Source organism: Nostoc sp. CENA543 (assembly GCF_002896875.1).
In the GTDB taxonomy this organism is placed as follows: Bacteria; Cyanobacteriota; Cyanobacteriia; order Cyanobacteriales; family Nostocaceae; genus Trichormus.
Map to the genome: position 1 here is coordinate 6,637,595 of NZ_CP023278.1, position 15,167 is coordinate 6,652,761.

Annotated in this window: 12 protein-coding genes and 1 CRISPR repeat array (1 of these 13 cut by a window edge); of the genes, 1 reads left to right on the forward strand and 11 read right to left on the reverse strand. The window is 38.1% G+C overall.

Annotated elements, in window-relative coordinates; genetic code table 11:
- Positions 1-472: direct repeats of the CRISPR family, unit length 37 nt; unit sequence GTTAAACACCACCCTTTCCCCGCAAGGGGACGGAAAC; it begins 1,299 nt to the left of the window's first position.
- Between the two features lie 195 nt (positions 473-667).
- The 11 genes from CLI64_RS27865 to CLI64_RS27915 all read right to left on the reverse strand — a co-directional run bounded on the left by CLI64_RS27865 (position 668) and on the right by CLI64_RS27915 (position 12,407).
- The gene (locus CLI64_RS27865; protein WP_103140247.1) at positions 668-2,551 is read right to left on the reverse strand and encodes a CHASE2 domain-containing protein; all 1,884 of its coding nucleotides are present in this window, start codon (positions 2,549-2,551) and stop codon (positions 668-670) included.
- A gap of 145 nt (positions 2,552-2,696) precedes the next feature.
- Complete coding sequence (locus CLI64_RS27870) at positions 2,697-3,374, reverse strand: response regulator (protein ID WP_103140248.1); 678 nt, start codon at positions 3,372-3,374, stop codon at positions 2,697-2,699.
- A gap of 180 nt (positions 3,375-3,554) precedes the next feature.
- Positions 3,555-4,214 (reverse strand): hypothetical protein, encoded by a 660-nt coding sequence (locus CLI64_RS27875; protein ID WP_103140249.1) that lies wholly within the window; start codon positions 4,212-4,214, stop codon positions 3,555-3,557.
- A 247-nt stretch (positions 4,215-4,461) separates the two neighbouring features.
- Entirely contained in the window at positions 4,462-5,859 is a 1,398-nt protein-coding gene (locus CLI64_RS27880) for an HlyD family efflux transporter periplasmic adaptor subunit (RefSeq protein ID WP_103140250.1), read from the reverse strand.
- 104 nt (positions 5,860-5,963) lie between these two features.
- Entirely contained in the window at positions 5,964-8,135 is a 2,172-nt protein-coding gene (locus CLI64_RS27885) for a peptidase domain-containing ABC transporter (RefSeq protein WP_103140251.1), read from the reverse strand.
- 132 nt (positions 8,136-8,267) lie between these two features.
- Entirely contained in the window at positions 8,268-8,633 is a 366-nt protein-coding gene (locus CLI64_RS27890; RefSeq protein WP_103140252.1) for a hypothetical protein, read from the reverse strand.
- Between the two features lie 32 nt (positions 8,634-8,665).
- Complete coding sequence (locus CLI64_RS27895; RefSeq protein ID WP_103140253.1) at positions 8,666-8,878, reverse strand: hypothetical protein; 213 nt, start codon at positions 8,876-8,878, stop codon at positions 8,666-8,668.
- Between the two features lie 303 nt (positions 8,879-9,181).
- Positions 9,182-9,391 (reverse strand): hypothetical protein, encoded by a 210-nt coding sequence (locus CLI64_RS27900; RefSeq protein ID WP_157943332.1) that lies wholly within the window; start codon positions 9,389-9,391, stop codon positions 9,182-9,184.
- A gap of 348 nt (positions 9,392-9,739) precedes the next feature.
- Positions 9,740-10,168 (reverse strand): hypothetical protein, encoded by a 429-nt coding sequence (locus CLI64_RS27905; protein ID WP_103140255.1) that lies wholly within the window; start codon positions 10,166-10,168, stop codon positions 9,740-9,742.
- Between the two features lie 120 nt (positions 10,169-10,288).
- Positions 10,289-10,846, reverse strand: coding sequence for a bifunctional adenosylcobinamide kinase/adenosylcobinamide-phosphate guanylyltransferase (gene cobU, locus CLI64_RS27910; RefSeq protein ID WP_103140256.1), 558 nt, complete (start codon positions 10,844-10,846; stop codon positions 10,289-10,291).
- A 121-nt stretch (positions 10,847-10,967) separates the two neighbouring features.
- Positions 10,968-12,407, reverse strand: coding sequence for a S8 family peptidase (locus tag CLI64_RS27915; RefSeq protein WP_103140257.1), 1,440 nt, complete (start codon positions 12,405-12,407; stop codon positions 10,968-10,970).
- Between the two features lie 1,309 nt (positions 12,408-13,716).
- Here CLI64_RS27915 and CLI64_RS27920 point away from each other — a divergent pair.
- Positions 13,717-15,150: a hypothetical protein gene (locus CLI64_RS27920; protein ID WP_103140909.1), complete on the forward strand. Its 1,434-nt coding sequence runs from the start codon at positions 13,717-13,719 to the stop codon at positions 15,148-15,150.
- Positions 15,151-15,167 lie beyond the last annotated feature (17 nt).

Here is a 15,167-nt window from a genome sequence, read left to right on the forward strand (position 1 = left end):
AGGAAAATCGGTTATCCCTATGATCGCACAGGCGTTAAACACCACCCTTTCCCCGCAAGGGGACGGAAACTTCCTTTATTTGTCTGTCAAGGGTTCCCAGCAGAGAAAAATGTTAAACACCACCCTTTCCCCGCAAGGGGACGGAAACTTGCTAAGTTATCAACTGGGCGATCGCCCGACGAAGTAGCAGAGGTTAAACACCACCCTTTCCCCGCAAGGGGACGGAAACATGATAGCTTTCATTATCTTCTCAGCTTCAGGCATATGAGAAATCTGTGCTAGGTTAAACACCACCCTTTCCCCGCAAGGGGACGGAAACAACAGGGTATGACATTTACCCCGTAATCTTGACGACTTGTTAAACACCACCCTTTCCCCGCAAGGGGACGGAAACGCTGCGTTGTATGCGAGTTGAGTTGCAAAGGTTGTCTTACCGTTAAACACCACCCTTTCCCCGCAAGGGGACGGAAACTTTGAAGGGTCGGACAAAGACGGGCGGTTTTCCATTTATTACCCTCCACGGGGACGGAACTCATTCAATAACTTGGTAAGCTGTTAAAGATGGAAATCGCATAGCCAGGGCGGGCAAGATGCCCACCCCACAAGACTTAGCAGCAATTTTCAGCAAGCCCTAATTCCCTATCCCATGCCCCATGCCCCATGCCCATCATCTATTCATCGGCCAAGATAATTGACAAATAGTACCATGTGGACAAAGGGGCGATCGCTCGAATTTTCCTTGTAGTTGTTTGGCTAGATTTATAAACTGTTGCGTTCCTCTTCCGGCTTTACTAGCGGTACATCCTAAACCATTATCAATGACGCTCAGGGTGTAGTAACCTTCAGATATTGTGCAAGTAACTTGTAGGCGGGTTGCACCTGTGGCGTGTTTACCAACGTTACATAAGGCTTCTTCTAAAAATCTGCAAATTCCTCGCTTGTGTTCAATAGTTAAAAATCTTTCGTCTATGGGTTCAAAAGTCCGAATTTTGATTCTAATATTCTTAAAACCAGGAAAATCCCTTTCTAAAGTATAGGTATACACTTGATAGAGTAGGTCATGCAGGGGTTCTTGTAAGTTTAATACTAGGTCATTGCCTAAATAAAGACTCGTATCTTGGTCTAGGGATTCTTGCTGTAAATATTCATAGATTCCCCTTAATTCATAATTTAATTTCTCTAGTTCTTCTGCTATGACTGGAATAATTTCTTGGTTAGATTCATCTTGACCACGTAGCAGTTGTAGAACTTTCGCTAAACTTTGCAAGGGGCCATTATGAATAGTTTCAAAGGTGCTTTCTATAATCGCTTGGCGGATTTTGATACCGGAACGTAAAGCTTGGTCATATTGGTATAAAGCTGTGAGTTCCATACCATTCACAATCAAGACTAAAATGGCAGGAATGAACGGAATCCACCAACCAAAAATCAAACTGAAATAACAAATTAATCCTAAACTAACACTCGCTAAAACAACGATAATTAAGTTATTTAAGGGTGATTTAGTTAGTCTAGCAATGGCAATTCCGCACACACCCCAAACGAAAATCCAGAAATATTCCCATTGGTCATTCCATGTATTTAATAAAGGTCTTTCATTGAGGACAGCACTAATAATTTGACTGGTAGCATGGGCTTGGACTTCTACACCATAAATTCGCCCTTTACTGATTTGGTTGGATGGAATAGCAGTAGTAGTAAAAAAATCTTTGCGGCTAGGTGCAGTGATACCAATGATAATGATGCGATCGCGTAACCATGTTGGGTTTACTTTACCACGTTTGATATCACTGCTAGAAACAGTCCGAAATCGGGCGTGACCACTGCGAAAATTGAGTAAAACCTGGACTCCGCCTGCATCGGTGTGGATATATCCCCCAGAGTTGGGGAGAAAGCGGGGTAGTTCAGTTTTGCCAAATCGCATAGCCGCGCGATCGCGTCTGCCATTTTCTAAGACAATATGGTTACGGGCTAAATAAGCGGCTGATAATCTAATTGATAAAGATAACTTGTAACCTTGGAGTGTGGGTGTCCCTAATAAAATTCTTCTTAATTTACCATCAATATCTGTAATTTGGTCGGCAAATCCTACTTGTTCAGGCGGAATTTTTGGTGGCGGTGGAATTGGTTCAGGTAAAACTTTTTCAATGGCGATAATGTTGGGTGATTTTTGTAAAATTGCGGCTAGTTTATCGTGATTTGTGTTGACTGGTGGATTTTGATAAATATCTAAACCGATAACTCTAGGTTGATATGTCTGCAATTTTAATAACAAAGTAGCTAAATCATGGTTAGAAATTACAGCATCTGATTGATAGTAATTATGATGACGAACATCTTCTTCATCAATACCCACAATCACAATTCTCTCATCAATAGATTCTTCTGGACGCAACCGCAAAAAATTATCAAATGCTAGCCACTCGACAGATTGCATTAAACCCATGTAGCGCGCTAATATTACTAGTCCAATGACTGCACATCCTGGTAATATACCCACACGCCACATAGCAATTTCTGCTTTAATAACATTCCAAAATCCAGGCGGCATAAATTAATTCTCCAACCTTTAATAAAAGAGGGAATTGGGCATTGGGCATGGAAGAGGAATTGGTGCAGGGTGCAGGGTGCAAGGGGGAGAAAATTTTCCCCATTTCTCCCTGCCCCCCTACCTTCTTTCATCTCCCAGTCCCCAACTAATCAATTAACCCCTCATCCCTCGCCCTCATTTCTGTCTGAATGCGGATGTTTTTACCCTGATCTGGATACAGTTCTAAAGCGTCTTGTAATTTACTCCAGTAATGTCTAACCATCCTTTCGGATATACACATTTTTTGAGCGATCGCTTTATCTTGTAAACCTTCATCAAATGCTAAACTAAGTACCTGTAACCACTCTGGCTTAATTTCTAATCCTGTATGAATTCCTTTGATGTCTTTTGTATGGGTTAGTCCTTGTAATGCCCAATCAACTCTAGTTAACATTTCCTGAGTAGTTAGACTTTTATCCGCAACTGTAAAACCTCCTTTATGACTATCAATTTCAGGTTTAATTCTCACTAATGTTCTGATATGCGCACTTTGTACAACAATATTGAGTTCAGGGTAATTTTTCATCAAAGTTCTGAGTAGTTGTACACCGTTTTCAGGTTTTGCTGTCGTTCCTATATTTTTAGGAAGTGACAAGTCCATAATCACAACATCTGGTTGTAAAATACTGATTTGCTCTAGAGCTAAAAAAGCATTGATAACAGTGATAATTTCTGCATCAACATAATGTTTTTTTAATACTGCTACTGTCCCACTTAAAACTGATTCATGGTCATCAATGACTAAAATTTTGAGGAGTGTTTTCTGAGTTAATAGTTGTTGCATAATTAACACTCTCTTGAAGAATATTGGTATTGATTTTGAGGGATAAATTTCCTTGACAGCAAAGCTGGTACTCGGTTTTGTTCGACTAACTTTATCTGCATCTAGTGAAATTATTCTATCGGTAAAACACTTAATTCAATAACCTAAAGACGTACAAAGTAAAAGTTTCTGAGACAATAATTACCAAGATAAATGCCAAATAATTTGGCAATGACTAGCACGATAAAAACATCTACCGGAAGTTAAAAATTGGAATGTATCACAAAGATATTTTAATTCTGTTGAGTTAGTGTGACACATAAAACTAGTAATATCAGGATAGTTAATCTGTATTTTTAATTGACCCTGATTTTTTTGCTGTTTCAAGCTAATATAAATTGTAATACTTGTAATAATATTTGACAGATTTATTGCCAATAGTTCATCTAAGATTGATAAAACTGTCAAACTATGAAATGCTTGTTCTTGTCGCCAGTAAACAGGCAAGTCTAGATGGAAATATAAATGAGGATTAATAGCTAGCCACGGTTCTATTAAGCACTCAATAGCTAGCGGAAAACTATCTGGAAGTGATTCGGGAAATAAACGGTTGCTTAATTGTACTAAAGAATGATGGAAGTTATCAATTTGTCTCAAATAATCCTGAGTTTGGTGGTTGGATAAATTGAGATTATTTGATGTTAGTACATCTAAATGGCGGCGGATTGTAAAAGTTTCTTGCAATAAATCATCCCGAATTTTCTCGGCTTCCACAAAAAGTTTTGTTGACTGTCTGGAAGACCACCATTGCAATGCTTGTTGAATTCTCTGATAAGATGGCAGAAATTTCACAAGGGTCATAGTTTATAGGGAACGGGGAATAGTCAAACAATTTTGGATTTTGGATTTTAGATTTTAGATTGACCCCGACCACAGTAGCGAACATAGCACAACGATTATTTTAGATTTATTCCGCCACGCTACTTCTCTTAAGTCAGGAAAACAGACCACGAGAGTGGCTTCAAAAGGGGCAGTATAAACCAAAAAAACCTCAATCCAAAATCCAAAATTTAAAATCTAAAATTCGGGGGTCAATAGTTTCTCCTAATTACAAGTCAGTAATTAACCTAGCTTTTCTGAGGATGAATTGTAATGCTGTTTCTTGTTGGGAAATAATATTAGCCTCAGCGTTCATCCCTGATTGAATTTGACATTGCTGTTGTTCGTGACCGAATTTTTGGCTTTCTGGTTGAATTGTCGCCTCAAAATAGCTCTCGCTGGGGGTGACAGTGTTATTATCGTTGCGTTGTGGTGTGATGCTATCGGGGGAAATCGCCTGCACTTGACCTTGAAGAGTGCCATAATCTGGGTAGGGACAAGCATTCACTCGCAGTTGTACTTTTTGTCCTACAGCAACTTTTTTAATGTCTGCGGTGGGAATCATGGCTTTGACAATTAACGGTGTATTTTGGGGTACAATCTCTGCGATCGCTTCACTAGCGCGTACTACTTGGCCTGGGTTACGTAAATTGAGTTTGAGAACTATACCATCACTGGTGGCGCGAATGATGCTGCTTTGTAATTGTCTGGCGATTTGTTGCAGTTCTTTGTCATATTGAGTTATTTGGGCTTGAATTTCTACCTGACGCTGTTGCAAAGATTGTCGTTCTTTATTTAGCGTCGCAATACTCGCCTCACCTCTAGCACGTTCTTGGGCGATACGTTCAGATGCGATCGCTACTGTGGCCATGCTAGGATTAATTGCGGCTTTGGCTGATTGTAATTGGGTTTGAGCAATTTCCACAGCTTGTTTTTCGCCTGCGAGGACAAATTTACTCTGTTCTACGACGAGTTTTTTCTGTTCGTATTCTCGCCTACCGATAGCACCGATTTCTGTTAATTGTTGATAGCGATCGCGATCTACTTCAGCAAAGTTTAAATCAGCCTGGGCTTTTTGTAAATTGGCTTTCGCTTTTTGTAAGTTAGCTGTTGCTGCTAAATATTCACTTTCGGTAGTAATTTGCTTTTCTTGAAAATCTCTTTGATTTTTACTAAAATCAGCCTGTGCAGCCGCAATTGTGCGCTCAATTAATCTAGTCTCAGCAATAATTTGCGTTTCTAAAGTGCTGATTTGGGCATCTATTTGGATAAGTTGTAATTTACCCTGTTGGATATTACTTTGGAGGAGACTTTGTTTAATTTGTAATTCCTGAGTATCCAAACGCGCGATTGCATCCCCCCGCTTCACAATTTGATTTTCTGTCACCAATACACTCTCTATTGTCCCCTCTATTTCCGGCTGTACTAAGCGCACATCACCTACAGGACGAATAGTAGCAGCAGTTCTGACGACGACATCATATTTAATCCAAGCCGAAAGTGCGATCGCACTTCCTACAGTCATCATTAACAATAATCCTAATAAAGAAGTCCATGTACTAACAGCAGGTAAAAATTCTTCATTGGGATCTGCTGTTAGGATTTTTTGATTTTGAATATACAGCATATTTCACCATGAAATAAATAGAAAATGGTAAATAATGAGGATTTTTAGTACAAGAAAGGACTAAAGTCCTTACTACGAACTAAATTCTGGTATTTTTAAATTAATCAATCATGAAACCAATGAATTAAATCTTTTTCCCAGTCCCCAGTACCTGATCCCCAATCCCTAATCCCCTCTAAAGAACCCTGTAACTTTAACCTTCCCTGTTCTAATAAAACAATCCAATCAGCACGGTTAATTACTCGCGGACGATGACTAATTAAAATTGTGGTTTTCCCTTGACGATGAGTTAATAATTGCTCTAAAACTTGCGCCTCACTTACAGGATCAAGTCCACCAGTTGATTCATCTAAAATTAAAATTGGTGGGTCTGTAACTATAGCTCTAGCTATTGCTAAACGTTGACGTTGTCCACCGGAAATATTCGCCCCAAATTCACCTAAGATGGTTTGATATTTATCAGGTAATTTACTAATAAATTCGTCAGCACCAGCAATTTGACAAGCATTGACAATTTGTTCAAAACTCACAAATGGAGTACCTAACCGAAAGTTATCTACAATAGAACGGCTCCAAAAATGAGCGTCTTGAGGAACTAAAACTACCTGTTGACGTAAACAATCTAAAGCTAGGTCTTCTAAATTATATAAACCAATGCGAATGTTACCAGATTGTAGAGAATATAAACCAGCAATTAATTTCGCTAGAGTGCTTTTACCACAGCCAGATTTGCCAATTAAAGCAGTAACTTTCCCGCCGGGAATTGTTAAAGTAAAATCTTCTAATAAATCAACTCTCCCAGCATAGTGAAAGTTGACATTTGTACAAATAATGTCGGTATTCCCTGGTAATTTTGCAAAAGGCTTTTTACCATCGCCCACATTTTCTGGTGTAGTATCAATAACTTCTGTTAAACGTTGAACGGCTGTTTTAGCAGTAGTAAATTCATCAACGAAACTGATGACAGTAGAAATTAATCCCAGAAAGTTACCGTTCATGGAATTAAAAGCCAGTAGCTGTCCAATACTCAGTTTTTCTGCTGGGTTAATTACTAAGTTACCGCCATACCAAAGTAAGATAATACTACCGATACTAGAAACAAAATTAGAAAATGTGCCATTGATAATGCCGATTTGAATTGTGCGTAAAGTTAGGTTAGTCAGATGACTGAAGCGATTTTGTAACTCATCTAAAAATTGTGAGCCAGATGTAGTAGTTTTGAGCGTCAGCGCGCCTTTAAAAGTCTCTACCAAAACACCTTGTGCTTCTGCATCTTTCACTAAAAGCTCACGAGTTTTCTGTTGTAATGTCGGCTGGAAGATAATTGTCGATATACTCATAATTCCTGACATCAACATTGCTAAACCGGTCAACTTCCAGCTATAGAAAATCATGAAGCATAAAGAAATAGCGGCTATAAAAACGCGACTAGGTAAACTAATCACAATTTGAGCAACTAATTGGTTAATTTGGTTAATATCTCGTAAACGGCTGACAATTTCTCCACTGCGTCGCGATTCGTAGTAACTGAGAGGTAATCGGAGAATTTGACGACAAAAATCTAATACCAAACCTAGTTGTAATCTTTGGGCAAAATGGGCAATTAAGTTAGATTGCACCCACGATAAACTACTAGAAATAATATTCATCACTATAACTGCGATCGCCATTGTAGTGAGCAGCTTAGTATCACCACGCACTAAAATATCATCGGTGAGAATTTGTAATAAAAAAGGCGACGCTAAAGATAAAATCCCTAATAGTAAATTTAGGGGTAAAGCTTGCGCTAAAATCCCCCGAAAATGCCAGATACGCCGAAAGAAACGCCCGAAACCAGCAATTTTATCATCCTCACCTTGAAAAAATAATTCTGGATTCGGCTCTAATAACAACATTAACCAATCTGTCCACCCTTCGATTAAATCTTTTTGTGACAGATAACGAATACCCACAGCCGGATCAGCAATGATATATTTTTTGCCTTTCTTTCCATATAAAACAACCCAATGATTACCTTTCCAATGAATAATTGCAGGTAAAGGTGCTTTGTCAATATGGTTTAATAACTCTGGAGAAGTTTTAACTGGACGAGCCTTAAGTCCTAGTGTTTCTGCTCCTCGTTTTAGTCCTAATAAAGTTGTACCAAATTGTCCTGTACCTACAGCTTCACGAATGCGGCTGAGAGTAAAATTACGTCCGTAATGTTTGGCTATTGCAGCTAGACAAGCAGCACCACAATCTTCTTGATTATGTTGTAAAACATGAGAGAATTTCATAACTTTCAATGCTGACATTTATTGATTTAATATCTGGCAACGATAATTGATGAATTTGTATATTGATTCTCCTTGTTGATACAGTGTTAATTTAATATTTAATTTTTATACCTACATCTAAGGGGCTGTATTTTATATTTGGGATGAAAGAAATGATGACATATGGGTAGTTTGAGGATATCGAAATAAGATAATTTCCTCTCCTGGTACAGACATAAGGCTACCTGTTAAAAAATTTGTCATAAAGGAGTTATTTATGAGTAATAGAAGTGCAGTATTTTTTATTAAATCAGGAGAAATATCAAATGCCTTTGCAAGTGTGATGTATGTAGCGGCAGCGAGAAAATCGCCACCGCTAACAGCAGCAGCTTCCTCATTTGATATTTCAATAAATAGATTATTCATTTCATGTTTTGGCATATGTTTGTAATTAATAAAAATGGCTAGTTTGTTTAAATACTGCTTAAATAGTAAAGGTGAAGATGGTGAATTATCCATTTCACCTAATATTAAAATTAAAAGAAAATATGTTACGGGGTGAAAAAACTTTCAGGAGCAGGTAGTGCATTAATCAAGAACAAGAAAACTGTATTAATTACATTCGGATCATTTATTAAGGCAGGATTCAATGCAGTTATAACAGTGTAATAGGCAGCAGCAGTGATTATTCCACCCCCTCTCACAAGAGCAGATTCTTCCACAGATATTTCAGTTAAAATTTGATTTTCTATGAATATGGACATAAATAATACCTCCTCAATAAAACACAAAGTCTAAATTTAATACATCAAAATCATCAAACATAAATATTGATTTCCAATGGAATTGTTCAGAATGAAGTGAGGTGATAAAGGTGAAATGGATAAATTTTTCATTTCACCTTCTAATCACTAATCTCTAAAGATTAGTGATTGAACTTAACTCTTGCAAAAGTCAATTACTCAATAGATGTTGAGAACACGCCCAATCTGTTTAAGAAGAGAACTATTAGCCGATGTTCAAACTTCAATAAGATATAGGGACGTGTTCTAAAGTCAAATTATGGATTATGGAGTTACAAAGGTGCCAGGGCCTGCTTGTGCGTTAATTAAAAACAGGAACGCTGTATTTAGTTGTACAGGATCACCTGTGAGATCTGGGAACAGTGCATTTGTAACTGTAAGATATGCACCAGTAGTAACAATTCCACCACCGTTAACATTAGCAGATTCTTCCGCAGAGATTTGAGCAAATAAGTTTTTTTCGATAGCTTGCATGGTCAGATACTCCATTAATAGGATAGATTTTGTTTGTTACAGCTAGTAGTTGTTCGCTTTTTTTCGGCGTTTCAACTGCTTGCTTGATAACTACAATAGCTGGGAGTGAATAGATGAGTCATTTACAATATCTGTAAACTTCATTGCTGATTTTTTGAGACGAAATTACTCAATTGTTTTGATAGGTCTTCTGAAAAATGCAATCTAGAATTATGGTTGATAGAGTATTAAAATAGAATTATCAAAAATATTTGCACGCTAGCAAATCCAAGCAACTTGGCTGGATGGACAAAAAAATACTGTGCATTCTTCAAGAGAATGCACAGTTAAATCAAGCAGATTGATCAATTAGTATCTAGCTGGAGAAAGATTTTCTAAAAGCCGATCGCAAATTGTTTTCAGGTGTTCTTTATCTGTAACTGGACACCGAGGATTAGGTAATTCTGTATTAGGCCAATTTGGTAAATTGCTGCATGGACACAATAAAGCTGGCATACCGACGTTACGCATAGCTATCGGCATCAAACAGCGACTACAGGGTAACATTTCCCATGCAGGTGTGAGTAATTCGGCAATGGTTTCGTTAGTTCCCTCCAAATAACAATCACTTGCCGATGATGAAATTTTTTGCCAACATTCTTCAAACTCTTTACTGTAGCGATCGCCTTGGAATATAGGTTGAGGTAGCAAATATATTCCCTTACTACCAATCACTACTTTCTTACCTAACTGAAACCAGTGGGCAAGATATTTTTTGACTTCTGTTTGGTTTGCCATACCATAATTTTACAGTCGGTATGAGAACTATTTTGATACTAACTGTTTAATTTTCTATTAAGAATTTCCCTGAAATCACTGAAATGAATCAATATTAAATGTCTCTTAAAATTTCTTAAATTATTCTTCATCATTCATCATAGTTGGTAGCGGTGTACCAAGTAGGCTGAGGTTTAAAACATGACCAGCAGTCACTAAATAAACAGTTTCGCAAACTTTACTTAACTGACGTACCAAACTCCCCAGGCGATCGCGGAATGACCTCCCTAGAGGATATGCTGGTACAACTCCCCAACCTGTTTCTTCCGCCACAAACACCATATCCGCCGCAACTAACTGCACCGTCTCTAAAAAATCCTCTACAGTATCCGCCCAAGTCTCATCATCCACCTCTAGAAGATTAGCCACCCAAGTTCCCAAGGAATCAACTAAAACAAAACTTTGAGGCTTCATATCAGCCAGACTCGCAGATAACATCACAGGAACTTCCAAAGTTACCCAATCTTCAGGGCGGCGATAGCGGTGTAATTGAATACGCTGTTCCCATTCCACATCATCCACACTGACGGTAGCAGTCGCGATATAAACAACCTCTTTACCTGACTCTTTCGCCAAATATTCTGCCCATTCACTCTTCCCAGACCGAGACGGGCCTGTGATTAATATGACTTTACCCAAAGCTGTTTCCTTTGTAGATAGGGGTGTAGGGGTGTAAGGGTGTAAGGGTGTAAGGGTATAGAGGAACAGAGGATATTACCAATGCCCAATGCCCAATGCCCCATGCCCTATACCCCATTCCCTACCCTAACAGTTTTCGGTAATTATCTAGTTGTCTAGTAATCTCCTTAATTAATTGCCCAAAATCAATATCCATACCGTTATTAATATCGGTCGGACTGTTAGCCAAACTATTCATTGAACCATCCCCATAATACTGAAATGTAGATTCAGCCTTGGGAGAGGCGGTTATTTGGTTGTGGCTCATAACGGAAACGGTGTTGACTTCCGATAGAGATGGGAAACTAAAATCAGGAGTTTGATTGAATGGGCTATTGCTGGGGAAGTTCTTGAAGAATTCATCCAACATCGGGCTTAAGTCAAAGCCAGAGTTGGGTGTTGAGGAATTGTTATTGTTACTGTTATTGCTATTGCCTGCTGTACCAGTAATAATTTGACGGATTTGGCTTTCAGTCAAATTTGGGTTAGCACTCAGCATCAAGGCGACTACACCAGCAACATAGGGTGAAGCCATTGATGTCCCGCTATAACTGGCGTATTGATTCCCTGGAAGAGTAGAGTAAACGCTTTGGCCTGGGGCTGTGACATAAGCCAGTTCATTACTACCCGCACGGTTAGAGAAGTCTGTTAAATTACCTGCTTGATTCACAGCCCCAACCGCAATTCCTGAGTTCTTCGCATAGCGCGCCGGGTAGCCGGGTGCTGAACCGCCATCATTACCGGAGGCCATGACGACAATTACTCCTTTACTGCTGGCATATTCAATGGCTGATTTGAGTGTCTGACTAGAAAAATCACCACCCAAGCTGAGGTTAATGACATTTGCGCCATTATCTACAGCGTAGTAGATGCCGTTAGCGATCGCACTATAGGAACCAGAACCAGAACTATTTAACACCTTGATGGGCATAATTTTGGCATTGTAAGCCACGCCAGTCACGCCATAGCCATTATTTTCACCTGCAATAATTCCAGAAACATGAGTTCCATGTCCGTTATCATCATAAGTTTCGTTATTGTTGCCATTAAAATTCCACCCCCGCACATCATCTACATAACCGTTACCGTCATCATCAATGCCATTGCCAGGAATTTCTTTAGTATTAGTCCAAATATTATTTTTTAAATCTTCGTGGTTGTAGTCCACACCAGTATCTATGACTGCCACCACAGTTCCACTACCTGTGTGTCCATTTTGCCAAACTTCTGGGGCTTTAATCATATCTAAACCCCAATTATTCCCTCCCGTATCAGCCACTTCATTGTAGGGATTTTGTCCAGCCGCTTGAGACACTGATTTAGAGGCATCAATTAAGCCATAACCATTCTTAGAACTGTAGTTACTAGTAGCACTAGCTTCTGTTGTTGAAACAGAACTACTGTGAGCATTAAATTGTGAACTAGAGTAGTTTTCAGTGTTAAGAGTATTGGAAGAGGAGATGTAAGTGGAATCTTGCCCGTCAAAACAATTTGATTTAATACTGATATCATTATTGGGCATTGGTAGTGTCTCCTCAAATAATCTAACTGTTTTTTGGCAGCATTAATTGTTAAAACTGACAGTGCAGTTTTTCAGGGACAAATTCGCCCTCCTAGCCCATAATTACTATGAAATAAGTAAGTAAAATGACGTTAGTTTTACCAAATTAACTGCGATTATTTTTAATCATTTCTTATGTTTGCCTGTACTTCAAATATCAAGCCAAATCATTATTTAGACTAAGCAAGCATTTCAGGCTAAAGCTTGATGAGTTTGATGATGAATTTTCACAATTTCATTCATGAGAAAAAGTCAAAATTTCCTCATAAGGTCATTGCTAAATTTGAGTTTGTGTAGAGTGTTATAGCGTTTCCTAGTCTGCTGAGGTACAAATCTCTGCGGAACTCTGCGATTTACTCCGCGCTCCTCTGCGTTTCAAAATATTATCTGTACCTCACTTAACTGGGAACCGCTATATACCAATTTTGTATAAAGATGAACATAACCAAACCATCTTGTAGTCACCCCTCGGCAAAGACTACTGTATACACACAAGTCTTATAAGGGAACACCAAAAAATAAATTATTCCAAATAAATAGCTTAGTAGGGTGCGTCAGTATGACTAACCTCTTGGTATAGTTAGGTTTTCTCGCACTGACGCACCCTACAGTTTAGATATTTTTTTATCTGGAATTCTGATAACTTTGTTCCACGTCGTTTTGATCTTCCCTAACGTCCCTTGAAAAAGTGGAGAACAAGAATCAAAATTTCACATAAAAGTATTTGAGTTATCAATAGCGATTTTTCTGGATTTTATCAATAAAACCGATAAAAAAGGAAGATTGGCTATTTTTTGAGATATTTTAGCCAAACAAAACTTTTTGAGTGATTTACGTCAATTTAACTCTAGTACAATCAGAATTTCTATTTTCTGTGAAGAATTTACTGCATAAGTTGAAACATCTTACTGGTATTTATGATTAAAGCAAAAATTTACTATGTTGGTAGAAAAATATGAATCCTACTGTCATCCAAACTTTTACCCCTACTGTATTAAACACTATTACTGGAGTGGCTAGAATTTTTGCAGTGATGGTACGCATTAGCAATAATGATCACACTTAAGGGATAGAATGGGACAGCCTGTCTAGTTCAAAACAACAAAAATAAACCCCAGATAGAGATTTAAACAGATATCTGAGAATAAAATCTGCATAAATACACAAATAACCTCAATTTAGCTGCATTATGTTCAAAATGCTGCCATTTAGGTATTTAATTCAAGTATGTGAATCACAATCTCAGCCAATGCGAGGTGAAGCAGTAAATATGAATACTGCATCCATATCAAGGTACTGGACAATTTGGTGCATTAATCTGGCGAATCAACAGGTGGGGTATAAAAAGTGTGACGTGGCTTCAGCACGGGATTTTTTGCAGCAACGGGTTCAAAATTGCTCAAATGATGAGCTTCAATCTACTCTGTTGGGAAATTTTTACGCCGATAATTGGACGATAAATGAGCTAATTAATCGTGGTTTAGCTGGGTTGTGTCTGCGATGTTATGTTTCCTATGGAATTCTGAAATCTTGTCAAAAGATTGATAATCTCTTTGGTGGAGAAAAATCTTTTAACTATCGGGATTTATTGCGATGTGTCCTAGATGATGATGGGGATAAATTATTGGTTTTGGATAGCGATCGCCAAACTCAATTTATCCTCAATGAAGATGGTGTAACTCACCCGGCAACTTATAAGTTATTTACAGTGGAAGTTTTACGCAAATTTAAGCATGACTCCCCAGCAAGAATGAGTCTAGATAATTGGACTTACTTGCAAACTAAACAAAATCCCGAACTGCGAAATTTTCTATCAGAGTTTGGTTTTCAGCATCATAGCGATTGGTCTTTATTAAATCGAGTTAGACATAAACAAATAGCAATTTTAGCAGAGCGATCGCGCCAAATTGTGACGATATTTCATGCTGTCTATCGTCGAGATAGACGCAAACAACGAAAAATAACAGTGGGAAAATGTCCAGACCCTACTAATTTTCAATTGCAGGAAATGTTGGAATTATTGCAGGAAAATTGCATCATTATCAACACTACAGAAGATTTGAAAAGCGAACTCAAACAAATAGCCACACAGTTACGACAGTATGACATCTGGAGTTACAGAGAACCCCTAGAAATTCCCGATTATGACACAGGTGGCTACTCTCTGAGAAGAGATTTACCAACTGTTTGTTATGATATATCAAATTTAGAAAAACAGGAGATTGTAGAACTTGTATATAAAAGATTTCAAGAGATTTTATCTGAGGCGATCGCCCAAGAAATTAGTCGCACAATTACTAAACTAAAAAGTAGTAAAAGTTATGCTCCTTTCGCTCACAAATACCTACCAGGATTAAAACTTTATTATTGTGAATTTAAGTCTCTCAAAGATATTGCCCCTGTGTTAGAAATGACTAGTTGGGATCAAACAAGACGCATATTAAATCCTGGTGAACTCCTATGCAAAGTACGTAAATTTACTGTACAAAAACTCCTCGAATGTATGTTAAAAGAGGCTGGTATTAGAGGCTTAACGGCTATTCCGCCAACACCTGAATATCTGCAAACCTTAGCTGAACAAATCGAAAATTTTGTTGATGTAGAAGTTTTCACAGAAGCGGGAGAAGAAATTAGAGCAGGTAAAAATCGTTCCCTAGATAGTTTATATGCTCAAAAACTGCGGGATTATCTACTAACTAATTAGCTAGGAATTATGCAGAA